Raw genomic sequence first — 25,656 nt, forward strand, 5'->3', positions numbered from 1 at the left:
CAGCAGGAACTGCGGGAATGAGATTCGCCGCTGTAAGGATTCCGGCCGCCAAACAGGTCAGGAGTGATTTTTTGAGATTCCTACCCCGCATACAGTGATTCCCTCCTTTGATAGTTAAAGCTAGTGTGCCACCATGGGAGGGATTTAATCATTCGATCTTGTCACTGATAATTGACTAGTAATAACGGTCTATCTTTTCGCTTGTCACAATTCCATAAATCAGCGGCGGTTTGGGTACAGGAGAAGGATGAATCTCAAAGGAACCCCTGAGCAAAGCAAGTGTTTCATCAAGCCTCGACTCGTCATTGACGTGGAGGATTGCCAAGGGTTCTCCCTTTTTTACCGGATCGCCGACTTTTTTCTTCAGCACGATTCCAACAGCCAAATCGATTACGGAGTCTTTCCGTTCCCGCCCGGCACCCAGCATCATGGCGCAGGTGCCGACCACTTCCGCATGAATGTAAGAGACATACCCGTCTTCCCCGGCCAGGAATGGTTCAAACCGTTTGGCTTGCGGCAATCGTTCCGGTTGATCGATCACGGACGGGTCTCCCCCCTGGGCTTGCACAAAGCGTTTCAACGCCTCCAGACCGGCTCCCGATGCGATCAATTCCCGCAACAGATCCTTGGCTGCATCTTGATCGGGAACTCTGCCGGCAAGGACAAGCATGTGGGAACCAAGCTCCAGACACAGTTCCTCCAAATCGCCAGGTCCGCGGCCTTGAAGTGTATCAATTGCCTCTTTCACTTCCAACGCATTGCCGATGGCATATCCAAGGGGCTGATTCATATCGGAGACGACTGCAATTGTTTTGCGCCCCAACTGCGTTCCGATGTCCACCATCGCTTTGGCCAGGGAGAAGGATCCTTCCTGCGTTTTCATAAAGGCCCCTTCCCCGGTTTTCACATCCAACACAATGGCATCCGCGCCGGCAGCCAATTTTTTGCTCATGATGGAACTGGCAATCAACGGGATTGTATCAACAGTTGCCGTTACATCCCGAAGTGCATATAACTTCTTGTCGGCAGGAGCGATTTCCCCCGTTTGTCCGATAAGAGCCAGTTTCATGGTGTTTACGTTTTGAACAAATTGTTCTTCCGTCAATTCCACGGAAAAACCCGGAATGGATTCCAGCTTGTCGATGGTTCCCCCGGTGTGGCCCAATCCTCTTCCGGACATCTTGGCGACGGGAACACCGGCTGCCGCCACAAGCGGCGCCAATACCAATGTGGTGGTGTCGCCAACACCGCCGGTCGAATGTTTATCGACCTTGACACCCTCAATGGAGGACAGGTCCACCATCTCTCCGGAAGCAGCCATCGCCATTGTCAAATCGGCCGTTTCCCGGGAGTCCATCCCGCGGAAATAGATGGCCATGGCAAGGGCTGCCATCTGATAATCGGGAATCAAACCATCGGTGAACCCCCGGACAATGTATTCAATCTCCCGCTTGCTCAAAGTTTCCCCATCCCGCTTTTTGCGGATCAAGTCGTACATGCGCATCGGTCAACGCACCTCTGACAGAAAGCCTTTGACGAGTGTAATAAACTTGGGACGGGTCCGGTTGGCCACTTCCACCACTTGCTCATGCGTAAGCGGTTCAAGCTCCTCCCCAATGGCCATGTCGGTAACACAGGAAATCCCCAGCACTTTCAACCCCGTGTGGTTTGCCGCAATGACCTCGGGCACAGTCGACATTCCCACGGCATCGGCCCCCAGGTTTCTCAACATAATCAGTTCCGATGGAGTGCAGTAAGCGGGTCCTGATATGGCCGCATACACACCTTTCTGCACTTTGATCCCGATTTTCACGGCCGTTCTCTCGGCAATTGCAATCAACTCACGATTGTAAGCTTGCGACATGTCGGGGAAACGGGGTCCCAATTTCGGGTCATTGGCTCCGATCAGCGGATTGCTTCCCGTGAAGTTGATGTGATCGGCAATCAGCATCAAATCGCCTGGCTGGAAGTTTCGGTTCATGCCCCCACAGGCATTGGTGACAATCAGTGTGTCACAACCGAGAAATTTCATTCCATAAACCGGAAATGTCAGTTCCTTCTGGGTGTACCCTTCGTAGAAATGAAATCTTCCCTGCATGGCAACAACCGGACAGCCCTCAAGCATGCCGATTACCAATTTACCTGCATGCCCCTCAACTGTAGATACGGGAAAGTTCGGGATGTCCCCAAAATCGATGATGGTGGCGTTCTCAATCTCGTCGGCCAATACGCCAAGGCCCGATCCCAGAATCAAACCCACCCGGGGTGTAAGATTCGATTTTGAACGTATGTATGTTACGGTTTCTTCAATTTTCTGGACAAAGGTCATCGCTTTCACTCCAATTCCCTGACAATTTCGCGGACAAGGCTGCTGAATTTGCTTTTGACCCGTTCCGCCGTATCCATGACTTCATCATGGCTCAAGGGCTGATCCAGAATTCCCGCAGCCATGTTGGAGATGCAGCTGATCCCGATAACCCGCATTCCCATATGCTTGGCCACGATTACTTCAGGTACCGTCGACATGCCAACCGCGTCGCCACCCAGCTTGCGAAGCATCCGGATCTCTGCGGGCGTTTCATAGCTTGGACCTGTCAGCCCCGCATAAACTCCTTCCCGCAAACCGATGCCGAGTTTGTCGGCAACCTGTTTCACCAATTCACGCAATTCCCGGTTGTATGCGTCGGACATATCGGGAAATCGCGGTCCCAAATCGGCTTCGTTGTGTCCGATCAGCGGGTTTTGCGAAGTGAGATTGAGATGGTCGCGAATCAGCATCAGATCTCCCGCTTCCCACTCGGGATTGATCCCGCCGGCGGCATTGGTCACTATAATGGTATCAATACCCAACTGTTTCATAACGCGAACCGGGAAGGTGACCTGTTCCAGCGAATACCCTTCGTAATAATGGAAGCGTCCCTGCATCATGGCCACAAACTTGCCGGCAAACGTCCCAAACACGAATTGTCCGGCATGCCCCTCAACCGTAGATACGGGAAAATGGGGAATCTCGCCATAAGGAACCCGGATGGCGTCCTGTACTTCCTCGGCCAGAACCCCCAGCCCCGAACCCAATACCAGGCCGACGGCGGGAACAGGTTGTACCCTGTCTTTGATTGCCTTGGCCGCTTCTTGTATTCTATGCAGCAATTCTGCCATTTTTTTACGCCTCCTGCCGTTTGATCATCTGATAGAAGCTGGTGCCGATACCCGGGTTCGGAACACCGAAATTCTCCGCAATCGTGGCTCCCAAATCGGCAAACGTATCCCGGGTGCCGATGTCAATTGCCGACTGCATGTGCTTGCCATAAAGCAGCACCGGAACAAATTCTCTGGTATGATCCGTTCCCTCCGTAGTCGGGTCACATCCATGATCGGCAGTCAAAATCAACAGGTCGTCTTCCCGCATGGCCGCAACGATTTCCGGCAAGCGCCCGTCAAACTGTTCGATGGCCCTGGCAAACCCGGCGGGGTCGTTGCGGTGACCGTATTTGGCGTCAAAGTCCACGAGATTGGCAAAGATCAAGCCTCTGTCCACATTCTTCATATAGTCGAGGGTTTTGTCCACCCCGTCCATGTTGTCTTCCGTATGAACCCCTCCGGTGATGCCGGAACCGCCGTAAATGTCTTCGATCTTGCCGATTCCGATGACCTCTAACCCCGCATCCTGCAATTCGTTTAACACCGTTCGTCCAAACAGCAAGGAATAATCCCGTCGGTTTGCAGTTCTTGTAAACTGACCGTTGGATCCGACAAACGGGCGGGCAATTACCCGTCCGACCCCGTGCGGCCCCACCAGCAGCTCCCTCGCAATCCCGCAATACCGATAGAGCTCGTCAAGCGGTATCACTTCTTCATGAGCTGCAATCTGAAACACACTGTCAGCGGAAGTGTATACAATGGGAAACCCGGTGCGCATATGTTCATCACCGAGTTCCTTCAGGATTTCAGTCCCGGAAGCCGGTTTGTTGCCCAATGTTTTGCGGCCGATCCGCTGTTCGAATTCATCCATGATCTCCCGGGGAAATCCCTCCGGATAGGTGGGGAGCGGATGCTCCAGCTTCACTCCGACCATTTCCCAATGGCCATTGGTGGTATCTTTGCCGGCCGACTGCTCGGCCATTTTTCCATATGCACCTGCCACAGGGGCTGTGGGAACGCCTTGAATGGGGTGAATCCTTCCCAATCCGAGCTTAGCCATATTGGGTACGTTCAGGCTGCCAACCGCTCTGGCTATGTTGCCGATGGTGTTTGCACCCACATCCCCGTAATCCGCCGCATCCGTCATCTCTCCTATGCCGCAGCTGTCCAACACTATGAGGATCACACGGTTGTATCCGTTCATGATGAGTCTCCTTTCAGGCAAATTATGCCGGTTGTCTCAGGCAATGCGGTCCCAGTCGATCATCGCTTTCAACTTGTTTGTGAACAACTCCAGTCCTGCTTGATCTGTTTCGTCAAACCGGGCAAGAATCGGACTGTCAATGTCAAGGACTCCCACCACCCGGTTCCCAATCAGGATCGGCACCACGATTTCCGAGCGTGAAGCCGCATCACAGGCGATATGTCCTGGGAACTGGTGAACATCCCTGACAAGTTGCGTTGCTTTGGTTGCCGCTGCAGTTCCACAGACCCCTTTGCCTACGGGGATACGGACGCAAGCAGGCTTTCCCTGAAACGGTCCCAGGACCAGTTCCCCTTCTTTCAACAAATAAAAGCCTGCCCAATTGATATCATCAAGCTGCATCCAAAGCAGGGCAGACGCGTTTGCCAAATTGGCCAGCCAATCGGTTTCCCCTTCCAGCAAATGCTCAAGTTGTTCTGCCAGTGTTAGATAAAAATCCTGTTTGGTGCCAGAGATTCTCTCAATTGAGAACGACAAGTTTGTTTCTCCTCTCTGTCAGTTCGAAGGTTGCCCGTTATTAAAATACCATATTCTGAAATAAAAAAGCATCCCGGACGGGCCTGTCATACCCGAGAGATGCCAGCTAAACCATGGGACCCGAATATGTATCTTTGCGGGCTTCCTCTTGTGCGTCCGAGATGCTCTGTTGATTCCCCAACTGCTTGAACGTTGCCAGAAGAACGAGTAACGTAGCGACAAACACCAGACCTGCGATAAAGGCAAGCACTCCCATATGACCGTCTCCTTCCCGCTTACCTGTCCATCACAGTATACGACAGGATTTACTGAAACATGACGGTCAATTAAGCCCGGGGATGAGTTTTTGCGTAGACTTCTTTCAGCCGGGATTTCGTGATATGCGTATAGATCTGCGTTGTAGAGATATCCGCATGTCCCAACATCTCTTGAACGGACCGAAGGTCCGCTCCGTTTTCCAACAAGTGGGTGGCAAAGGAATGCCGCAGGGTATGCGGTGTAATTTTGATTTGAATGTTGGCCGTTTTCGCGTATTTTTTGATAATCTTCCAAAAACCCTGACGGGTCAGCCGCTGCCCGTGGTGATTCACGAACAGGGAAAGTTCCGTTTCATCCCGGACCAGTTTATGTCTTGCCCGATTCAGATATTCGCCCAACATCTTGAGAGCTACGCCACCCAGAGGGATGATCCGTTCCTTGGCCCCTTTGCCGTAGCACTTGAGAAAGCCCATATTCAAATTCACGTCCTCCAGATTGAGCGAAACCAGCTCCGATACCCGGATGCCGGAGGCATACAGCAGCTCCAACATGGCCTTGTCCCGCAATCCCGTGTGTGTTCTCAAATCGGGTGATTCGAGAAGCACTTCCACATCCTTCACAGACAACACCTGCGGCAGTCGTTTCTCAATCTTAGGCGATTCCAAATTGGATGTGGGGTCCCCATCAATCAGTCCGTCCCGCAGCAAGAACCCGTAGAATGCCCGGGTACTGGCCAAAGTACGGGAAATCGTGGAAGTGGCTCGTCCCATTTTCTGCATCTCCGCCAGATAGGCGATAATGTTCGCACGGCGTGTCTGGTTGATGTCGGATATCCCGTTTTTTCTTAAAAATTCGGTATATGCAATCAGGTCCCTCTGGTACGATTCCAGCGTATTTTGCGAAAGGCCCCGTTCAACTGCAAGATAATGGATAAACCGTTCGATCAACCTGTCCATTGATCAGACTCCCTTCGTTGCTTGCGATAGTAAGTATTCTACGCGAAGGGAGAATTTCCTTCTGGACACTGATTGGCACCTTCTTCTATTCCCCTGTCATATAGAAGACTTTAAGCCTTTGGATGATTCCGTCAACCAGGTATCCCGGTCTTTGCTCCAGGTTCAGGTCCGAGTTTACTTTCAGCGAATCCCCGCGGGGTTCCCGGTATTTGTTGACAGGCTGCATCCATACATGCACCACCTCCATCATCTTGAACAGCACAAAAGAAAATAAGCCAACCAGGATCACAATATGAATCCACCTGGTGATTCGCCTCAGCGATATGATCATACAAGCACCCCCCTTGATGCATATGAACACGACAACGGAAAAATGATACAGTCAGGAGGTGTGGACATGACGGAACCGCCAAACAATTATCTGCGCAAGTTCCCCCCTGCACAATTGACGGAATCCCAGGTGGAAGAACTGCAAAAACTGGAACAGGAACTTACCGAAAAGGCTGGCAGTCCCATACTGCTGATGGCTTTCAAGGCGGAAAATTGATAAAAAGCCCGCAATGCGGGCTTTTCCGTTGCTTAAAGGGCCTGTTCCAACGGGACATATGTATGGCCGAGAGCGGTTGCCACCGCTTCGTAGGTGACTTTTCCATTTATAATGTTGACACCCAAGGCAAGTGCCTTGTTCTCGGCAATGGCTGCTTTGTATCCTTTGTTCGCCAACTGCAGCGCATAACTCAAGGTGACGTTTGTCAGGGCGAAAGTGGAAGTGCGGGCTACAGCCCCCGGCATGTTGGCCACCGCGTAATGGACGACTCCATGCTTTTCGTAAGTAGGTTCGGAGTGGGTGGTGACACGATCGATGGTTTCGATCGAACCGCCCTGATCAATAGCTACGTCCACGATGACGGATCCTTTCGACATCCCTTGCACCATGTATTCCTTAACCAGTTTTGGAGCCCGGGCACCTGGAATCAATACGGCGCCAATCAACAGGTCCGCTTTGCGAACAGCCTGTTCAATGTTGTAGGAATTGGACATCACAGTGGTGAGCCGCCCGCCGAAAATATCATCCAGATACCGGAGACGGTCCGGGTTGATATCCAGAATCGTCACACGTGCACCGGTTCCAAGCGCCATTTTGGCCGCATTGGTGCCAACCACACCCCCGCCGATAATTACAACCTCCGCAGGCGGCACTCCGGGGACTCCTCCCAGGAGAATTCCTTTTCCACCGTAAGGTTTTTCCAGAAATTGGGCACCAATTTGCACCGCCATACGGCCTGCCACTTCACTCATCGGCATCAGCAAAGGCAAGGAACGGTCCTCCAACTGGATAGTCTCATAGGCAATCGCCACAACCCCCTTATCCAGCAGAGCTTTTGTCAATTCCGGTTCGGGAGCCAGGTGCAGATAGGTAAAAAGAATCAGCCCCTCCCGGAAATACCCGTACTCTTCCGGCAGAGGTTCTTTCACTTTCATCACCATATCGGCCTTGGCCCAAACTTCCGCTGCCGAGTCCAGAATCACCGCTCCTTTTGCCGTATACTCTTCGTCGGCAAATCCGGATCCAAGACCGGCCGATCTCTCAATGTACACATCGTGTCCGTTGTTCTTTAACGCTTCCACACCGGCAGGCGTGATCGCCACCCGGTTCTCGTTGTTTTTTATTTCTTTCGGCACTCCGATGATCAATTCTGCCATCCCCCTCGTTCAGCTTGTCCTAAACTGTGTCCTGCCAGATTGAATTATATACCAATCAATTGGAAAAGCAAAATAAAAAGCCTCGAAATCAGTTCGAGTGCTTTTCCTCCATTTCACCACGGCAGTCCTCGCAATAACCGAGAAAACTGACACGATGGTCGATAATTTTGAATTTGTGTTCCCTCTCCACCTTTTCCTCAAGGGAGTCCAAAAGATCCTCAATTTCGAAGAACCGGTTGCAATTCAGGCAAATAAGGTGATGATGGTGATGCGGATGATCATCGGAGCGAAATTCGTAACGGGCCATGCCGTCGCCGAAGTTCAGTTTCTCAATGATCTTCAAATCACTCAAAAGGTCCAATGTGCGGTAAACCGTAGCCAATCCGATGTCCGGCGCCTTTTGTTTGACCAACATGAAGATTTCTTCCGCACTGAGGTGGGCTTCTTCATTTTCCAGCAGCACTTTCAGGGTGGCTTCCCGCTGTGGGGTAAGCTTGAACGACTTCGAATGCAGTTGCTCCTTTATCTGGTTTAATCGATCTAGCATTCGAAGACCCCTCCCGAAACTGGCTGCGTCAATAAGTTGCGTAAGGCTAACTTTCTAGCCTTATTATATGAAAAAGCGTCGTGCGGTGTCAAACGCGGGGAGGGTTTTGCATCAGTTCCAGCAAACGGCTGAGGTTGTCCGGTTGATCGGTATCCTCCAAGGCCACTTTATTTCGGGTCCGGTGTCCGCATTTTTGACATTGATGGACAATCATGTACCCTTTTTTGCTGTGGGATTCAATCGCAACCGGTTCCAGAATCCCTTTGCATTCGGAAGCCCGGTCACCGGGATTCACATCCAGATGCAGCGAGTAAAAGCATTCGGGACAGTGGTTCCTGCATCCCCCTGAGGCAAGCGGTCGGACTTCGGTTCCACACCGGATGCAGGTAAAAGATTCGTTTCGAACGGTAAACTTCGGTGTTTCGCTCATAACAATCACCGTTTCTGATTATACCTCCGCTGCCTCCAAAATTCCAACCGCTCCAACGCCTACAGATGGGGGGTAATCATTTTCATCAGTAACGGGCTGACATAGCCTTCGACAAAGGATGCAACTATCATGAAAACTGCCAACACCAACACAAGTCCGGTGTAGGAAAGGAATTTCTGATATAGCGGGATGTTCTGGGTAAAGCGGGATCTGACCAGCATAAGGGAGAAGGCTGTGCCTGCAACCCCGGCTATGATCAGGCTGGGTACGATGATCAGGTTCTGCGGCAGTACGGCCAGAACGGCAAACATCAACCCTTTGCTGGCGAAGTTTTCAACCAGGAACCCAACCGTAAAACCGATGGTAAACCCTTTCAGAAAGATTAGGACTACAATCAAGGGCAGGCCGATAATGGAAAGACCCAGGATCCAGATAAGCCCCAGCATTTTCAGGTTGGTTGCGATCGAGTGCCAGGTCACATACGCCGAATCGGGCAGATGGTTATCATTCACCAGACCGAAAAAACCTCTTAAATAGGTAAACAGATCCGCTTTCTGTCCGTTCGCCAGAGCGTTTACCACAATCGCACCGAATAGGACTCCCACAATAAACAAAATGATCGTATAGACAAACAGTTTGGCGTTTTCCTGCATATATCGGGCGGCAGCAAGTTTCATACTCCGAACCATCAAGGGCAACCTCCTTGTCCTGCTATCCCTACGACTATATGCAGGACAAGCAGAAGTTAGCACCTGAATCTAGCAATCTGTTGATAGTCAAAAAAATGAGGCCCTCGGGCCTCTGTACTCAAGCATTCTCGGTTTGGAAACGGATCATGAAATCTCTCAACGCCTGGCACGCTTCACGCGGAACCGCGTTGTAGGCGGAAGCCCGGCAGCCGCCGACGGAACGGTGTCCATTCAGGCCGACAAAGCCTTCTTTTTTGGCATCTGCCAAAAATTTCTTTTCCAGCTCCTCCGATTGCAAGCGGAAGGTAATATTCATCAGCGATCGGCTGCCGGGTTCCGCATGACCACGATAGAAGCCGTTGCTGTTATCAATTGCGTCATAGATCAAGTTAGCTTTCTCCCGGTTGAGTCGTTCCAGTTCGCGGGTTCCTCCCATTGTCTTGACCCATTTCAAAACTTCTCCAAGCATGTAAATTCCGAAGGTGGGCGGTGTATTGTAGAGGGAATTGTTCTTGACATGGGTGGCGTACCGCAGCATGGTCGGCAAATTCTTGGAAGCCCGTTCCAGCATGTCGGGTCGGAGAATCACCACGGTAACGCCGGAAGGTCCCAGATTCTTCTGGGCACCGGCATAGATCAAGGCAAATTTGGAGACATCCACCGGTTTGCACAAAATGTCACTGGACATGTCGGCAATCAAAGGCACATCGCCCGTATCGGGAAAATCGGTCCATTGCGTACCGTAGATGGTATTGTTCGATGTAAGATGCAGATAGGCGGTACCCGCTTCGTACTTCAGTTCATCAAACTGTGGAATTCGGCGGTACGCTTCCTCTTTGGTACTGGCCGCTTCAAATACTTCTCCGATCAACTTCGCTTCTGCCAAAGCTTTTTCCGCCCAGGCCCCGGTCATCACATAGCCGGCCTTCTTGTCCGCCGGCAGGAAATTCATTGGCACCATGCTGAACTGCAAGCTGGCGCCGCCTTGCAGGAACAGCACATGATACTCCTCTGGAATTCCATACAATTCCTTCAAAAGCGAGATCGCCTCATTATGAACTTCTTCATAGAGCGCGCTTCGATGACTGAGTTCCATTACGGACATTCCGGAACCGCGAAAATCGACCAGTTCTTCCTGCGCCTTTTGCAGAACGGGCAGCGGAAGCGCGGAAGGACCCGCATTGAAATTGTAAGCTCGATGAACCTGCTTCAGCACTGGATTCTCTCTCCTTATCTCCCGATTGATCTTTGTAAGGGATTTTGCGAAAAATTATAACTCATATGATAGCATAGAAGCTTTCCGCCATCTAGAAAAAAATGCACCAGACCGTACAAACTGTCACAATGTAACTTTTCCATACTTGCCGCCCCCACCGTCAACAAGTCTTAAAGTCCCGTTTCTCGCACTGACAATGTCTCTTGCGATTCGCTCTCCGACCACGTCTTTCAGTTCCGCTTCCCTTGCCTGATGCAGCACATTCATCTCTGTACCGAAAGCCTCCAGCAGCCTGTCCATGACCTTTCTGCCCACTCCCGGGATGAACTCCAAGGGAATCTGGTAATGGTAGGGGGGTCTGTGACCCGGATGCACAGGTTTGGTGCGATCGGCAATCGCATGGATCCTGTCAATCACCCCCGGCACGACCTTGCTCCCGCCGCACAAAGGACAGGTAAAAACAGGCGGGTCGGCCCGCACCACTTCATTGCATTCCAGACAATAGGTCCGATGGTATTTTCCCAAACGCGGGGCCAATCCATAATTGCCAATTACTCCATGCCCCTCAAGACGCAAAAGCGCGTTCTTCACATCACGAAAACCGGTCCCCGCAGCCTGGATCCTGTTGTACTCTCTTCCGATCTTGGCAAGCGAGTGGGCATCGGAGTTGGATACGTAAGTGAGATGGTCATGTTCGGAAAACAAGTCGGCCAATTCGCTGTCGGCTGACAACCCCAATTCAAGGGCGGTCACTTTCGCAAGATCCAGCATCTCACTGGCTCTGTCCACACAGTTGCCATAGACGCTCTTGTGCGGGGTGAAAGCGTGATTGACAATAAACATTCCTTTCAGTTCAGCCGTTTTGTCCTGTAATTCCAAAGCAGTACAGCGGGCACGCTGAGAGGACAACACCGGGTTTGTAACTCTTTCCGCCAGCCAGGAGGAGAATTCCCGCATGGAATCCACATCGGGCATCCAGATTCCAAAATGGGCCGCTCCCCCACGGGGTCCGCCGGTTTCAACTTCCGCTCCCAGCAGAACCGTGGTCTTGTCCTTATAATTCAAGCCTCCACCGGGAAGCGGAACCAGTTCCCCTCTCCGTACCAGATCCTGAATTTCGGTCAGGACAGGAGGCGAAGCGGCATCAATGATCCCTACAATGTCGATCCCTTTGCGTTCCGCAGCTTCCCTGACAATTTCAAAGAAACGCAGGTCGCGGGACGCGGTGATCTTGACCGCTTGCTCTCCCAGAGTGCGTCCGATATGAATATGCAGATCAAGAAAGTAAGAGTTCATCACTTCTCTGCCTTTGCACGCTCCTTCATCCACCAATACAAAGCCACCATCGTCTTGGCATCGGCAATTTCGCCGGAAGCGAGCAGCCGCTCCGCTTCCGCCATGTCTGCTTCCATCAGGTCAAGGAACTCGTCCGCATCCAGTTCCTGTTGGCCCTTGGTCAACCCTTTGGCCAGATACAAGTGAATCTTCTCATCGGCAAAACCGGGGGAAGTATACATGGAATGCAAATGACGCCATTCTTTCGCCGTGTATCCTGTCTCCTCCAACAATTCGCGCTTGGCGCATTCGGCCGGGTCCTCTCCCGGTTCCAGTTTTCCGGCCGGGATTTCCACAAGTGTCCGGTCACAGGGCTTGCGAAACTGACGAACAAGAATCACCCGGTCCTTCTCTGTTAGGGCCAACACCGCAACGGCTCCCGGATGATGCACGATTTCACGGGTTGCCTGTTTGCCGTTTGGCAAGGTCACTGTATCCACATACAGGGATATGATTTTTCCTTCAAAGATTTTCTCAGTTGAAACGGTGGGTTCCGCCAGGTGTTTATGGTTCATGGTTTCGGCTCCTCTCCGAATGGGAATACTTGTCCCGTCTCTGAATACAGTAGTACCACATATCACTTGAAATGGACAGGGGAGAATCGAAATGAAATTGTATCTTTCGTTTGGCGGGAGCCAAGCAACCCTTCAACAGTACCTGAAAGCCCACTGCCCTTTGAATTCCGGGAAAAATCCCAAATCTCAAGAAACTCCCTCCTGGCGGCCTGTTTGAACAGACGCTGACAACCTCATTCCGTTCAGAAGTTCCATTGCCCACAAGGCCGTTGCACCGGCAGCAAGGAAGAACGATTCATCTTCCGCCAGACTCCTGCCCATGGTTGACAACCGCAGATCGTAATTAACAGCCGCTCTCTTGACAACACTTCCATCACGAACCAAAACCTTGTGTTTGGTTTGAATGTGGGCTTCCTCCAGCTGCCCCATAACGATCTCCAAACGTTCCGGCTCCAGTTCGGGGACCGGAACATAAGCTCCGGTCAGGGCCACTTTGGCCAAAGAGGTGAGGGTATGGTGGCTGACTCCGTAATGACGAGAGCGCGAGTCGCTGAACGAGATTCTGGGACAGGCAACGGCGGTTCCATTAAGGCTGGCGGCGGCATTGATGACCATTCCCTGTTCAATCCCGGTATGCCCGAATTTTGTACCGGTTCCCACAATGCCAGGTCCCATGGTGACAATTGCGAGATCCGCATCCAGAACATGCCTGGCTGCAAGCAAACCGGAATAAACATTGATCGCCTCCAGGTCTCCGCCATAGGCATGCCCCGTTGTTACCGTGCCACAGATCAACCCCTTGCTTTTCAATTCTTCGACAGTTCTGGAAAACCATAGCGGCAAAGCCGCCCCGTCCGTCATCACATAGGCTACCCTTGGCCTACGTACAGAACCGGCATTCTGTCCGAATCCCCCTTGTAATCCGCTTGTGGATGCTTCTGTTTCATTCTCTGCAAGAAAAGAAACGGTTGCTGCTATCGCCGGCATCATCGAATGCAATTCCGCGGCAACGACCGGCATTCCCTGAAGCGAATCCTGGTCTTTCAGACACTGGTGAGCGGGATGTTCCGGTTCCTCACAACTCAGGACACATACCTGTCCGGGGGTATACCGCAATTTCATAATGTGTCCCTTATTCCTGTCCAGTTCCGATACAGCCGCTTTCGGCAATACAAAATGATATCCGCCGGTGCCAAGCCCCAATCGAACTGCTGATGTATTCAGCAGTACACCCTCTCCCGGAACGACCGGAGCGGACAGCCTGGTGTATTGGATTGCCCGCTCCGGTTTGTTATCAATCAGCACCTCGATTTCCCGTATTCCTTCCGCTTCCCTCAGTATCTTGGTCACAACGCCTGACTCAATCCGAATCATGCTTTGGCACCCGCACCGGCACGTTCTGCAACTGCCTCCATGATCCCAAGCACCAGCCGTGTGGCTTGCACCAGATCGGTCACCGTCACCGATTCTTCAGGAGTATGGTCATTGGAAGCACCGACTCCAAGATTGACGGAGGGAATTCCTTCTGCGTTGAAGATATTGGTGTCGCTCCCTCCGCCACGTGCGGCAAGCACCGGACTCATGCCGGCCTTGCGAACGCCCTCGAAGGCGATTTGGACCACCTCATCCTCTTCTGTCAGGTTGAATCCCGAATAGATCGGCTGTTCCTCCATCTCAAACCGGGCCCCGAATTTTTCGCATGCCATGGCAAATGCGGTCTGAATCTTGGCCAACTGCCACGCCAACTTATCCTGGTTGCGGCTGCGGACTTCTCCCCACAACCCGACGTAATCGCAGACAATGTTGGTTTTATCTCCGCCTTTGATAACTCCAACGTTGACAGTGGTCTCCCCATCGATCCGCCCCATTTGGATATTGGACAGCCCCAGGCCTGCAGCCGCCAACGCATTGATTCCATCTTCGGGGTTTACTCCGGCATGAGCCGCTTGGCCATAAATCTTAATGCAAAAATCAATCTCTGCCGGTGAGGAGCCAATTACCACATGCGGCGGTCCGCCGGAATCCATCACGAAACCATATTTTGCACGCAATTTCTTTTTGTCGAGCAATCTTGCGCCGTTCAATCCGCTTTCTTCGGCAATTGTAAACACATACTCCAGGTCCCCGTGCGGCAATTGCTGTTCGTTTGCCAATTGGGCCGCTTCCAGCATGGCGGCGATTCCCGCCTTGTCGTCCGCACCCAGAATGGTTCTGCCGTCCGTTTTGATCACTCCGTTTTCGTTTTTCACAGTAACTCCTTTGTTGGACACAACGGTGTCCATATGTGCCGCAAACAGGATCGTGTCGGTCTGGAGACCGGTCCCCTTCTTCCTGGCGATCAGGTTGCCGGCGAAGCGAACCGTTTCTGCCCCTCTTATATCACCAAGCTTTTGCAGCAAATCTCTTCCGGAATCGTCTTCTTCCACATCAAACCCCAAGGCTTCCAGTTCCTTTCTCAGATAATCGGCCATCTCTCTCTCATGAGAGGAAGGCGAATCTATCTTCACCATTTGCACAAAGCGGTCCACAAGCCGCTTCTCGTTCACTTCGACCATTGCCTTGTCCCTCCTACAGGCAAACCTGGGAATAGTATGCACAAAATGACAGAAGCTGAACCGGGCGGTTCAGCTTCTGGACCATTCATATGCTTTGTTGTTTCCGGATTACATCGTAAAACCACATGGGATCCTCCAGATCCGCATGCCTCTTTTCCGCCTCTAACAGGAAAAAGTGAATCAGCAAAAGCGCGTCCAGTTCGTGCATGGACAGGACTCCCGGAATCCCGTACTCCTTTGCCACGTCCATACGGATTCGCTGTCCTTCCTCATCCCGGTTTCCAAGCAATCTGCCAAACAGGATCGCATGCAGCAGATGAGGAGATACGGTGTAGGGGACGTTCCTTCTCTCCTCCAGCCAACGAATGACTCTGCTTTCAACCGGATGCGCCTGCGTCCTTTCAATCAGGACGCGATCCGGAGGATTCAGACGAATCATTCTGTCCAGAATGAACTTTAATTCCTTCTCCCGAAAGAATCCCCGTTCCAGTACGGCAACCGGCTTGTTCCTCCCTTCCCAGCGAATGTACATCAAACCAGTCAAGTGTCCAGGATCCAGTGCGAGGATGTTCACGTTGCATCCCTACTTTTCATGGAATTTAGCGGTTCGGGTCATACTGAGTAAAGAGCTTGGAAAGGAGGCAATTATGGGAAATCTGTTGGTGAACGATCTTGCTTTCATTATATACACAATCAAAGCCGCTGGGTACAGGCTAAAAGTACTACCTGTCACAAGCGGCTTTTTATAGGCTATGTTTATCCGTTTATGCTTTTTTTCGGACTTGCTGTGTGACCGCCACCATCAGTTGGCACGCTTTTTCGAGATCATCCAGCAGGATATATTCGTCAACTGTATGTATGTTTTCGTATCCGATGGCCAAATTCACCGTCGGGACTCCAAGGCCGTTGAATACATTGGCGTCGCTTCCCCCGCCTGATGACTCGGTCACCGGTTCCACTCCAATCGATTCGGCTGCCCTCCTTGCGATTTGGACGACAGGATCCTCATCTGCATGACCAAAGGCAGGATACATGCTGATGATCTTGACTTCCGCACGACCGCCTGCTTCCCTTGCCGTTTGCTCAAAAGTTGCCTTCATGTGTTCGGTCTGCGCATCCAACTTGCTTTGCACTAGGCTGCGCGCTTCCGCCACAATTTCGACCCGTTCCGGTACTATGTTGGTGGCCACACCGCCGTTGATCATTCCGATATTGGCGGTAGTCTCCGCGTCGATCCGCCCCAGCTTCATTCGGGAAATGGCTTGACTCGCAAGTTTAATGGCGGAGATCCCCGCTTCCGGATTGACACCCGCATGGGCAGTTTTGCCGTGAACCACCACTTCCACTCTGGCCTGAGACGGCCCTTTTGTAACGATTCTGCCGATTGGTCCGTTGCTGTCAAAAGCAAATCCGTAATCTGCATCTTTGATTAAGTCACCGTTTAGTTGGCGTGAGCCAAGCAATCCTACCTCTTCACATACCGTGAGTACAAGGACAATGTTTCCATGCGGAAGCTTCTGCTCCTGCAGCACCCGCACCATCTCAATCAAACCGGCAACTCCCGCTTTGTCATCCGCCCCCAGAATGGTGGTTCCGTCAGAAGTTACACGGTCTTCCAACAGTTGCGGCTTAATCCCCCTGCCCGGATGAACAGTGTCCAAATGGCAAGTGAAAAGAAGAGTTGGCAGAACCGGATCCCCTTGAAGCCTGCAAATCAAATTCCCGGTATTGCCTCCCACTTTGGCCCCGGTGTCATCTTCATGGATATCAAACCCGAGCGGTTGCAGAATCCCAATCACCTTGTCCGCCATTTGACGTTCTTCACGGGAATGACTGTCGATCTGCACAAGTTCAACAAACTGCCGGATCAACCGTTCACGGTTCACTTTTACCACTTTGTACGCCCCTTTTGCTGCTTGGTTGCCTGATACGTTTTCCGGTCGCTTTCCCTGTCATACAGATAGGCCAACCGTGCTTGTTTGCTCTCCAAATGTGTTGAAATGCGATGGGCAATCTGCAGTCGGCGACCGGACTCCCGCCATGCGTTTCGGGGTTCTGCCGTCTGCAGAAATTCAGTCTGGTGGCGTTTCAGCGGCCGCCAGAACCAGTCTTCGTAAATGGAATCGTCTTCTTCATCCCGGATGCCGTCAGATTGTTTCAGTTTGTCTTCACGCAATGCCACCGTTGACCCTCCAGTATTTTTTCCATATTATAGCGGAATGTTGCCATGTTTCTTGGGTGGTCTTGTATCCCGCTTGTTCCGCAGCAACTCAAGCGCTTCTTTCAGTTTGCGGCGGGTCTCCCGGGGATCAATCACATCGTCGATCATTCCGGCAGCTGCCGCCACGTATGGATTGGAGAACTTCTCCTTGTATTCCGCAATCTTGGCAGCCCGCATAGCCGCAGGATCCGGGCTCTCTGAAATCTCTTTTGCAAAAATAATATTGGCTGCCCCCTCGGGTCCCATGACGGCCACCTCGCCGGTCGGCCACGCATACACAAGGTCGGCACCAATTGCCTTGGAGTTCATGGCCACATAGGCTCCTCCGTACGCCTTCCGCAGGATAATCGTAATCTTTGGAACTGTGGCCTCCGAATAGGCATAGAGAATCTTTGCTCCATGCCGGATGATTCCCCGGTGCTCCTGCATAACACCGGGAATAAAACCGGTTACATCCTCAAATGTGATCAGCGGGATGTTGAAAGAATCACAGAACCGGATAAACCGGGAGATTTTATCGGAAGAATCGATATCCAGGCCACCCGCCATGAATTTTGGCTGATTGGCCACGATGCCGACAGATTGGCCGTTAATTCGCCCAAACCCGATCACCGCATTTTTCGCGAATGTGGCTTGTACTTCCATGAAATCGCCGTTGTCCAACACCCGATGGATCACGTCCCGGACATCGTAAACCTTGGTACCGTCCACCGGCACAACTTCAGTCATTTCTTCGATCCATCCGTCATCCTCGGGTGCCGCCACCCGCGGCGGATCTTCCATATTGTTCTCCGGAAGGAAGGAAAGAAGCCTGCGAACCTCATTCAATACTTCTTCCTCGGAAGGCCCCGTGAAATGTGCCACTCCCGAAACGCTGGACTGCACCTTCGCGCCTCCCAGGTCCTCAGACGAAATCTTTTCGCCTGTTACCGTCTCAATCACCTTGGGTCCCGTGATAAACATCTGGGAGGTTTTCTCCACCATAAAAATAAAATCGGTAATGGCCGGGGAATAAACGGCTCCTCCGGCACACGGACCCATAATGACGGAAATCTGGGGAACAACACCTGAGTAGATCGCGTTCCGGTAAAAAATATGCCCGTACCCGTCCAGGGATGCCACTCCCTCCTGGATTCGCGCTCCGCCTGAATCATTTAACCCGATGATGGGCGCACCGTTCTTTGCGGCCAAATCCATGATGGTGGCAATTTTCTTCGCGTGCATTTCGCCAAGCGCTCCGCCAAACACGGTGAAGTCTTGAGCAAACACGTACACGATCCGGCCATTGATCTTCCCCCAGCCGGTCACCACACCTTCACCGGGAGCCTCCACCTCATCCATGCCAAAATGGGACGCCCGGTGCTCGATAAAGGGGTTCAGTTCCCGGAATGTTCCTTCATCCAGAAGAATTTCAATCCGTTCCCTTGCCGTTAGCTTCCCCTTGTCATGCTGCTGGGCAATTCGCTTGTCCCCGCCGCCCAGTTCCACCTTGCGGCGGCGTTCTTCCATTTCTCTGATTTTGCTCTCCACTCGAATACCTCCCGAGAGTTAACTGTCAGTCGATCCGCTGGCAATATTCGGTCAAAACTCCAAATGTATCTTTCGGATGAAGGAAGGCTATGATTTTTCCATGCCCTCCCGGACGCGGTTTTTCGTCGATCAGTCGGATTCCTGCCGCTTTTGCTTCCGCCAGTTTCGCTTCAATATCTTCCACTGCATAAGCGATGTGGTGAATACCGGGCCCTTTTTTCTGAAGAAAGATCGCAATCGGGCTGTCCGGTGCCGTAGGTTCCAACAGTTCCACCGTGCTCTCCCCGACTTGCAGGAACACTGCGTGCACCTTTTGGTCCGCTATCACTTCTTCGTGAACGATTTTGAGCCCAATCGGACCCTCATACAAAGGGAGTGTTTGCTCGATGCTCTCGACAGCAATTCCCAGATGGTCAATTTTTAAGGGCATGGTCATGAGCAGGTCCCTCGCTTGACATGGGCACGAATAAAATCGGCCGTTTCCTGAATGGGAGTTCCCGGTGTGAAGACCGCCGCAATTCCGCTTTGCTTAAGCGGCTCTATATCTTCGTCAGGAATCACGCCCCCGCCAATGACAAGGATGTCGTCGATCCCTTGCGCTTGCAGAAGCCGCACCACCTCCGGAAACAATTCCATATGCGCTCCGGATAGCGAAGACAGTCCGATTACATCCACGTCTTCCTGGATGGCAGCTGCCACGATCTGTTCCGGGGTTTGACGCAATCCTGTGTAAATGACTTCCATCCCCGCATCCCTCAGACCCTGTGCAATTACCAAAGCTCCCCTGTCATGCCCGTCCAGTCCGGGCTTTGCAACCAGTACGCGAATTTTGTGTTCCACTGAATATCCCCTTTCCCGAGTCATGTTATCGTTTGAATCCGTTTTGAGCGAGCGTTCGGTCGGCACTCATTGCTTAGAACAAGGAAGGCCGGTATTCGCCAAACACAGATCTCATTGCGTTGCAAATCTCTCCGGTGGTAGCATAAGCCCGGACAGCGTCCAGAATGTAGGGCATGAGGTTGGCGTCTCCTTCAGCCGCCTGTTTCAGCGCTTGCAGCCGCTTCTGAACTTCCTCGTTGTTGCGTTCGGAACGGAGCTTCGCCAAACGTTCCGCCTGAATTCTTCCCAACTCGGGATTCACCCTCAGGAGTTCCGGTTGCGGTTCATTGTCCAACTTGAACTTGTTCATGCCCACCACAATTTGTTTCCCCGATTCGATCTCAAGCTGGGTCTGATAGGAAGCATGCTGGATCTCCCGCTGCATGTAGCCTTGTTCAATGGCCGCCACGGCCCCCCCCATCTCATCGATCTTCTCGATGTACTCCCAGACACGCTTTTCAATCTCGTCCGTAAGATATTCGATATAATAAGAACCGCCAAGCGGATCCACCGTATCGGAAACACCGCTTTCGTAAGCGATAATTTGCTGAGTGCGAAGTGCAATTCTTGCCGAATCTTCCGTTGGAAGCGCCAATGCCTCGTCCCGCGAGTTGGTATGCAGGCTTTGCGTGCCGCCCAGGACAGCTGCCAGAGCCTGAATCGTGACCCGGACGATATTGTTGTCCGGCTGTTGGGCAGTCAAGGTAGAACCTCCTGTCTGCGTATGGAAACGCAGTTGCCACGACTTCGGGTCTTGCGCCTTGAAACGGTGACGCATGATCTTCGCCCAAATCCGTCTGGCCGCCCGGAATTTCGCAATCTCCTCCAGAAAGTTGTTATGCGCGTTAAAGAAGAACGACAATCGGGGAGCAAACTTGTCAACAGGAAGTCCCGCGTCAATCGCCGCCTGCACATAGGCTATTGCGTTGGACAGGGTAAATGCCACTTCTTGTACGGCAGTCGATCCGGCTTCTCTAATGTGGTAACCGGATATGGAGATGGTATTCCAATTGGGGACCTTCTCCGCACAATATTCGAATATGTTGGTGATCAGCCGCATGGAATGCTGGGGCGGGTAGATATAAGTGCCACGGGCCACATATTCTTTCAAAATGTCGTTTTGAATGGTGCCTGTCAGCTTGTCGGAAGTAACTCCCTGCTTCTCGCCAACGGCAATATACATGGCCAGGAGCACGGAAGCAGGCGCATTGATGGTCATTGAGGTGCTGACCTTGTCAAGGGGAATGCCTTTCAACAGAGTCTCCATATCCGCCAGCGACGAGATCGAAACCCCCACTTTGCCCACCTCACCGCGTGCCATGGGATCATCAGCGTCATAGCCGATCTGGGTCGGAAGGTCAAAAGCTGTCGACAATCCTGTCTGGCCCTGCTCCAACAGGTAACGAAACCGCTCGTTCGTCTCCTCGGCAGAACCGAATCCCGCATATTGGCGCATGGTCCAGTAACGTCCCCGGTACATGGTTGGCTGAATGCCGCGAGTAAAGGGATATTCGCCGGGGAATCCCAACTTCTCCAGATACTCCTGTCCCCCGTCTTCAGGGACATACAGGCGTTCCACTTCAATGTCGCTTGAAGTGGCAAAGCGTTCCTCCCGTTCGGGAAACTTTGAAATCGCTTTCTTTGCTTTTTCTCTCCAGGCTTCGAGTTTCTCTTTAAAGGCTGACACTTGTCCCCCTCCTGCTCCGAATTTGTCTATTTTGTTAATTATAGCACACAGGATTGTTATATAGTTAGAGCCTTCTAAATATGTGCAACAAAAAGAGGGCCGTTTGGCCCCCTGGAATTCAAACTGAATTAATGTTTTTGCCGACGTCTCCACTTTGGACGGACCGGATGCAGCAGATAGATGCTTAGACCGATCAGGATCAATGTCAAAAGCGGAAACACCGTCAGGAAGATGGGCCACGGATTGCTGACCCACATGTCCAGAAGCGGCCCACCCCGCTCCGGCATATTGGGAAACGTTCGCGGTTCGAAGAAATGCAGCAGCATCATGGGTGGGCTCATCGCCTGAAAAATAACCGGCAATGAATTGATATACGGGTTATTGTTCAGGTAGGGATAGTTGGGATAGAGATTTCCCCGCCAGAACCAATCCTCGAGAATAAACGACAGGAACGGGGCTCCCGCCAGAATGACAAACAGAACGCCGTACGCCACCACCGTGCTGACACTGGTCCGTTTAAACCAAACGGAACAAAGGATTCCGAAAGAACCGCAAAACAGAATCAACAATACAAAGAATCCGAATGCTGCCACCAACTGAAGCGGGGAAACCCCTCCGTACAGGAGCACCATCGCATACAACGGCAGGGTGGAAACGATCAGCAGCAGCACAAAGGATACGGATGTAAGAAGTTTGCTCAGAACAATGGATGTTGGCGACAGGTGGGTGGTCAGCAGCAGGTTCAACGTCTGCCGCTCCCGCTCCCCGCTGATGACTCCGGATGTCAATCCCGGGGCAACAAAAGCGATCAATGCCATTTGCAGCAGGGACAACATCATGAACAAGTTCTTGCTCTGCCCAACCTGAATATATCCCCTGCGAAAAATCTGCTCATACATGAAGAAGAAAGCCAACCCGCCAATTACCAGCAAATACAGTGATATGATCAGCGGTGTCTTGGCGGTACGCCAACGCTGCCGGAATTCTTTGACCAACACCGGATTCATGATCCCACCCCTTTCGTAATGGCGAGGAAGATATCTTCCAGATTCCCCGTGTCTTCCGACAGGCTGACTACCGGAAGCTGTTCCTGAACCAATGCGGCCAGCAGCAATTGCTGATCCTGCTCTGTACCGTCAAACGCCACTTCCAAAGTATTGTCCGAAACTTTGAAATGGCGGACTCCCTGTTTCCCTTTCAACAAAGCAGTGGCCCGCTGCAGCTGCGCTTCCGTCACAGTTGGCAGCAGCTTGATTCGCAACAAGCGGCTTTCATAGACTTTGGATGCAATCTCATCCACACTGCCCACAGCCACCAGCTTCCCGTTTTCAATCACTCCGATATCCGTGCACATCTCAGCCAGTTCCGGCAGGATGTGGGAACTGATCAAGATGGTCTTCCCCATCCTCCGCAATTCTTTAAGGATCTCTTTCATCTCGATCCGTGCCCGGGGATCCAGTCCCGAAGCAGGTTCGTCCAGTATCAGCACTTCCGGGTCATGCACCAGGCTTCTGGCAAGTCCCAAACGCTGTTTCATCCCCCTGGACAGGTGGTCCACATAGGAGTCCACCTTGTCCGACAGATTGACCAGATCCAGCAAGTCCCGTATCAGAACAGCCCGGTTCGAAACCGGAATCTCATAAGCTCCCGCATAAAAGTCCAGGTATTCGGTCACCTTCAAATTGTCATAGACTCCGAAGAAATCCGGCATGTAGCCAATCAATTGTCTTACGGCCCTGGGATGTACGGTGACATCATAATCCCCGACAAACGCCCGTCCGCTGGTTGGCTCAAGCAATGTGGCCAGAATTGACATGGTAGTCGTCTTTCCGGCCCCGTTGGGTCCCACAAAACCGAACACCGATCCTTTCGGAATATAAAGATCCAGTTCGGACACGGCCGTGAATTTGCCAAACCGTTTGGTAAGCCCTTCAATCCGGATCATGAAGTCACCTCCCCTGCAAAAATGATCACCGGCACCGGCGTGATAAAGTGGTTGGATGTGGGGTTTGCCAGTTGAATCAGCAAACTGTTTTTGTCATTGGCATAGTCAGACAGCTTCGCTCCTTCAAGCTTCAACGAACTTCCCGCCTTCAGGTCTTCCCACTGGGAAGTTTTCCGGTTGAACAGTTTGACTTGCAAATTCTTTAGCTCAGGGTGGTTGAGTTTGATCTCCACCCGGTTTACTTTCATCTGGATGGCAGAGGGTGTCTGAATCTCGTAAGTCATTTGGCCGTTTCGGATAACCGGCAACATGTCGGGTCCCCGGTCGACAATCCCGGACTGGTCTGCCACACGTACATCCAACAAGCCGTTTGTGAGCGTGACCTGAACTCCTTTGGCAAAATCAATGGGAAGGTCCTGTCTTACCAGATACAACGCGCCGCGATTGTTCTCCCCGTCTGTTATGGTAGCCGTGGAAAGCGGATCTTCTGTCCAACCGACAATGGTTGCCCTACCGCTCATAAAAGGCTTGCGGCTCCCTGCATAATCAAGCAGCTGATAATATCGTTGATTCAATCCATTCGGATCCGCCCCAACCGGCAGCAGTTCCTGGGTGGACGGCCGGTCGTTGTTCATCATGGAACCGGATTGATCTTCCAGGGAAATAGTAAGCGACTGACTCTTCCCTACTGGCAGATCCTGAAGCAACAAGACTCTGGAACCCAGCACAAGACGGACGTCACGCAGATTGAAACGGCTCTTGTTGGTTATGGAACCGATGATCCGGTTGTCAGCCAATTTCATTTGTCCCTCGATGAAACCGGCATCCCTGACCGCTCCTTTTGCTACAGCCATGCGGATCGTCATATAATCCACATTTTTATAGAGGATGACATTTTTGCCGTTCTCAACCATCCTGCTGATATCAGCCGGTTCACGTCCAATAACATGTGGATACAGATAAACTCCTTCCGCCGGTTCCACCTTGTAATCCCCGCCTTTTGTTACTACAAAGGAATGGGCCGCTTCCACCTTGGCGAATTTCGGATTGGCTATTTCCACCACCCCGGCGGCCTGGTTGAATACCCCGGAACCACGGGATTGAAAACCGACCACCAGCACACTTCCTGCCAGCAGAACGGCCAGCGAGGGAAGAGCCACCCATCCCCATTCCCGTCTGTCCTTTCTGCGAAGGATCAAATAGATGCCGGGGCCGGCTGCGAGCAGGTATGCCAGGAACAGGATGGCAACTGTCCCGATAGGAGCCAGCTTCAACTGGGGAATATATTCACTTGCATTGACAAGAGCCCATTCTCCCGTGTCCCCGCGCATGGACCTATCAAATTCGACACTGTCCATGCCGAGCAGGTTGCGCCAAAGTTCCGTATTTCCGTTCCAGGAAGCCAGCGGTTCCGTTTCCAGATCATAAAGAGCCTGAATGATTCGGCCGGTTCCAAATTTCTTCTCGACGACAAGCGGAAGCTCATTGTGCTTAAGGAGTGCCCTGCCGTCTATAGTCTGTACGGTCGCCACCGAAAGTTCCCCTGTAAGCGGTTGCCCTTTTGCAAACTGATTCATGACGGTCAGATTGAGGCTTGATTGCCCATTGATCTTGGCCGGCAGCAATTCCTTCAAGAGACCTGCATCTCCTGAAAAATTCGGCTTGGTGCCAACAACCAGGGTCCCTCCCAATTCCACCCATTTGCGGATTTCGTCAGCCTGTTTTGCCTGAAGGTTTGCGGCAGAGAGGTCATTGACCACCAGCAGGTCGACGCTTTCCATGCCCGTTGCCGAGACGATGTCTGACTCATTGAGGGGGCGGACAATGGTGGTTCCTGAAGAAGGAGCCGTCTGTTGGACCAAGAAAGAAAACAGATTCTTTCCGCCGATTGTCGCGGTCAATGTCCCCACCATGGCATTCGGCCGCAGAAACTGTTTCTGCAGCTCTTTGCCATCTTGCATAACGACTGCCATGGTTTCCGGATTGATGGCTGTTCCCGGCACTTCCAGCACAACGGAGGCCGACTGTCCGGAAGCAACTGAAATTGGTTGTTCAAACATCCCGGATTTCAAGCTTCTGTGCGTCAAGCGAACGGTTCCTTGCAAGTCCGGTCCGTTGTTCGTTACGGATACTTTGACCTGTGTCCATCTGTTTTGCTTATAATAGTTGTCGACTCCCACTTCAGCAGTAAGGATCAGCGTATCCGTTTCGCCTGCGGCTGTCGCGGGATTGGCCCCAAACAACGAGGCGATTCCTACCATTATGACCAATGCGGCCATGCGCAACGTTTTCATATTTCTCATCCCA

At 52.1% G+C, this 25,656-nt stretch carries 28 protein-coding genes; 1 reads left to right on the forward strand and 27 read right to left on the reverse strand.

Features of this window, described 5'->3' with window-relative positions:
• Window positions 1–175: 175 nt before the first annotated feature.
• From EFBL_RS18870 to EFBL_RS18900, 8 genes are all read right to left on the reverse strand, one after another.
• The gene (locus EFBL_RS18870) at window positions 176–1,504 is read right to left on the reverse strand and encodes a pyrimidine-nucleoside phosphorylase (protein WP_096184043.1); all 1,329 of its coding nucleotides are present in this window, start codon (window positions 1,502–1,504) and stop codon (window positions 176–178) included.
• Window positions 1,505–1,507: 3 nt separating this feature from the next.
• Complete coding sequence (locus tag EFBL_RS18875; RefSeq protein WP_096184045.1) at window positions 1,508–2,329, reverse strand: purine-nucleoside phosphorylase; 822 nt, start codon at window positions 2,327–2,329, stop codon at window positions 1,508–1,510.
• A gap of 5 nt (window positions 2,330–2,334) precedes the next feature.
• The gene (locus EFBL_RS18880) at window positions 2,335–3,159 is read right to left on the reverse strand and encodes a purine-nucleoside phosphorylase (protein WP_096184047.1); all 825 of its coding nucleotides are present in this window, start codon (window positions 3,157–3,159) and stop codon (window positions 2,335–2,337) included.
• 4 nt (window positions 3,160–3,163) lie between these two features.
• Window positions 3,164–4,345, reverse strand: coding sequence for a phosphopentomutase (locus tag EFBL_RS18885; protein WP_096184049.1), 1,182 nt, complete (start codon window positions 4,343–4,345; stop codon window positions 3,164–3,166).
• Window positions 4,346–4,381: 36 nt separating this feature from the next.
• Window positions 4,382–4,882 carry a free L-methionine (R)-S-oxide reductase MsrC gene (gene msrC, locus EFBL_RS18890; protein ID WP_096184051.1) on the reverse strand — a complete coding sequence of 167 codons (501 nt, stop codon included), beginning with the start codon at window positions 4,880–4,882 and terminating at the stop codon, window positions 4,382–4,384.
• 106 nt (window positions 4,883–4,988) lie between these two features.
• A complete protein-coding gene (locus EFBL_RS20815) occupies window positions 4,989–5,138 on the reverse strand; it encodes a hypothetical protein (RefSeq protein WP_165912456.1) in 150 nt (49 codons plus the stop codon).
• 70 nt (window positions 5,139–5,208) lie between these two features.
• Window positions 5,209–6,096, reverse strand: coding sequence for a site-specific tyrosine recombinase XerD (gene xerD, locus EFBL_RS18895; RefSeq protein ID WP_096184053.1), 888 nt, complete (start codon window positions 6,094–6,096; stop codon window positions 5,209–5,211).
• Window positions 6,097–6,181: 85 nt separating this feature from the next.
• Entirely contained in the window at window positions 6,182–6,427 is a 246-nt protein-coding gene (locus tag EFBL_RS18900; protein ID WP_096184055.1) for a DUF4227 family protein, read from the reverse strand.
• A 66-nt stretch (window positions 6,428–6,493) separates the two neighbouring features.
• Between EFBL_RS18900 and EFBL_RS20820 the strand changes: the two genes are divergently transcribed.
• A complete protein-coding gene (locus EFBL_RS20820; RefSeq protein WP_165912457.1) occupies window positions 6,494–6,643 on the forward strand; it encodes a hypothetical protein in 150 nt (49 codons plus the stop codon).
• Between the two features lie 32 nt (window positions 6,644–6,675).
• On the opposite strand, the gene ald is transcribed toward EFBL_RS20820, so the two are convergent.
• From ald to EFBL_RS19000, 19 genes are all read right to left on the reverse strand, one after another.
• Window positions 6,676–7,791, reverse strand: a complete 1,116-nt coding sequence (gene ald / locus EFBL_RS18905; RefSeq protein WP_096184210.1) for an alanine dehydrogenase — start codon at window positions 7,789–7,791, stop codon at window positions 6,676–6,678.
• 97 nt (window positions 7,792–7,888) lie between these two features.
• Complete coding sequence (gene fur, locus EFBL_RS18910) at window positions 7,889–8,347, reverse strand: ferric iron uptake transcriptional regulator (protein WP_096184067.1); 459 nt, start codon at window positions 8,345–8,347, stop codon at window positions 7,889–7,891.
• Window positions 8,348–8,435: 88 nt separating this feature from the next.
• Entirely contained in the window at window positions 8,436–8,777 is a 342-nt protein-coding gene (locus EFBL_RS18915; protein WP_096184069.1) for an RNHCP domain-containing protein, read from the reverse strand.
• Between the two features lie 59 nt (window positions 8,778–8,836).
• The gene (gene spoIIM, locus EFBL_RS18920) at window positions 8,837–9,466 is read right to left on the reverse strand and encodes a stage II sporulation protein M (RefSeq protein WP_096184071.1); all 630 of its coding nucleotides are present in this window, start codon (window positions 9,464–9,466) and stop codon (window positions 8,837–8,839) included.
• A gap of 118 nt (window positions 9,467–9,584) precedes the next feature.
• Window positions 9,585–10,682 (reverse strand): 3-phosphoserine/phosphohydroxythreonine transaminase, encoded by a 1,098-nt coding sequence (gene serC, locus EFBL_RS18925; RefSeq protein ID WP_096184073.1) that lies wholly within the window; start codon window positions 10,680–10,682, stop codon window positions 9,585–9,587.
• Between the two features lie 123 nt (window positions 10,683–10,805).
• A complete protein-coding gene (locus EFBL_RS18930) occupies window positions 10,806–12,011 on the reverse strand; it encodes an endonuclease Q family protein (RefSeq protein ID WP_341769626.1) in 1,206 nt (401 codons plus the stop codon).
• The gene (locus tag EFBL_RS18935) at window positions 11,978–12,532 is read right to left on the reverse strand and encodes an NUDIX domain-containing protein (RefSeq protein ID WP_096184075.1); all 555 of its coding nucleotides are present in this window, start codon (window positions 12,530–12,532) and stop codon (window positions 11,978–11,980) included. The genes EFBL_RS18930 and EFBL_RS18935 overlap by 34 nt, the downstream gene beginning before the upstream one ends.
• A 186-nt stretch (window positions 12,533–12,718) precedes the next feature.
• Complete coding sequence (locus EFBL_RS18945) at window positions 12,719–13,906, reverse strand: DUF3866 family protein (protein WP_096184078.1); 1,188 nt, start codon at window positions 13,904–13,906, stop codon at window positions 12,719–12,721.
• On the reverse strand, window positions 13,903–15,087 hold the full coding sequence (locus EFBL_RS18950; protein WP_096184080.1) for a M20/M25/M40 family metallo-hydrolase: 1,185 nt from the start codon (window positions 15,085–15,087) through the stop codon (window positions 13,903–13,905). The genes EFBL_RS18945 and EFBL_RS18950 overlap by 4 nt, the downstream gene beginning before the upstream one ends.
• A gap of 85 nt (window positions 15,088–15,172) precedes the next feature.
• On the reverse strand, window positions 15,173–15,661 hold the full coding sequence (locus tag EFBL_RS18955; RefSeq protein ID WP_096184082.1) for a hypothetical protein: 489 nt from the start codon (window positions 15,659–15,661) through the stop codon (window positions 15,173–15,175).
• 190 nt (window positions 15,662–15,851) lie between these two features.
• Window positions 15,852–16,982: a M20/M25/M40 family metallo-hydrolase gene (locus EFBL_RS18960; protein WP_096184084.1), complete on the reverse strand. Its 1,131-nt coding sequence runs from the start codon at window positions 16,980–16,982 to the stop codon at window positions 15,852–15,854.
• Window positions 16,976–17,269 (reverse strand): hypothetical protein, encoded by a 294-nt coding sequence (locus tag EFBL_RS18965; protein ID WP_096184086.1) that lies wholly within the window; start codon window positions 17,267–17,269, stop codon window positions 16,976–16,978. The genes EFBL_RS18960 and EFBL_RS18965 overlap by 7 nt, the downstream gene beginning before the upstream one ends.
• A gap of 27 nt (window positions 17,270–17,296) precedes the next feature.
• Window positions 17,297–18,817 (reverse strand): acyl-CoA carboxylase subunit beta, encoded by a 1,521-nt coding sequence (locus tag EFBL_RS18970; protein ID WP_096184213.1) that lies wholly within the window; start codon window positions 18,815–18,817, stop codon window positions 17,297–17,299.
• A 46-nt stretch (window positions 18,818–18,863) separates the two neighbouring features.
• Window positions 18,864–19,274 carry a methylmalonyl-CoA epimerase gene (gene mce / locus EFBL_RS18975; RefSeq protein ID WP_207907552.1) on the reverse strand — a complete coding sequence of 137 codons (411 nt, stop codon included), beginning with the start codon at window positions 19,272–19,274 and terminating at the stop codon, window positions 18,864–18,866.
• On the reverse strand, window positions 19,271–19,678 hold the full coding sequence (locus EFBL_RS18980; RefSeq protein WP_096184088.1) for a cobalamin B12-binding domain-containing protein: 408 nt from the start codon (window positions 19,676–19,678) through the stop codon (window positions 19,271–19,273). Before EFBL_RS18980 ends, mce begins: the two co-directional genes overlap by 4 nt.
• A gap of 73 nt (window positions 19,679–19,751) precedes the next feature.
• Entirely contained in the window at window positions 19,752–21,404 is a 1,653-nt protein-coding gene (locus tag EFBL_RS18985; RefSeq protein WP_096184090.1) for an acyl-CoA mutase large subunit family protein, read from the reverse strand.
• 128 nt (window positions 21,405–21,532) lie between these two features.
• The gene (locus EFBL_RS18990; RefSeq protein ID WP_096184092.1) at window positions 21,533–22,411 is read right to left on the reverse strand and encodes an ABC transporter permease; all 879 of its coding nucleotides are present in this window, start codon (window positions 22,409–22,411) and stop codon (window positions 21,533–21,535) included.
• Window positions 22,408–23,349 carry an ABC transporter ATP-binding protein gene (locus EFBL_RS18995; RefSeq protein ID WP_096184094.1) on the reverse strand — a complete coding sequence of 314 codons (942 nt, stop codon included), beginning with the start codon at window positions 23,347–23,349 and terminating at the stop codon, window positions 22,408–22,410. Before EFBL_RS18995 ends, EFBL_RS18990 begins: the two co-directional genes overlap by 4 nt.
• Window positions 23,346–25,643 (reverse strand): DUF8725 domain-containing protein, encoded by a 2,298-nt coding sequence (locus EFBL_RS19000; protein WP_131927644.1) that lies wholly within the window; start codon window positions 25,641–25,643, stop codon window positions 23,346–23,348. Before EFBL_RS19000 ends, EFBL_RS18995 begins: the two co-directional genes overlap by 4 nt.
• Between the last annotated feature and the right edge of the window lie 13 nt (window positions 25,644–25,656).

This window comes from Effusibacillus lacus, from assembly GCF_002335525.1.
GTDB lineage: Bacteria > Bacillota > Bacilli > Tumebacillales > Effusibacillaceae > Effusibacillus > Effusibacillus lacus.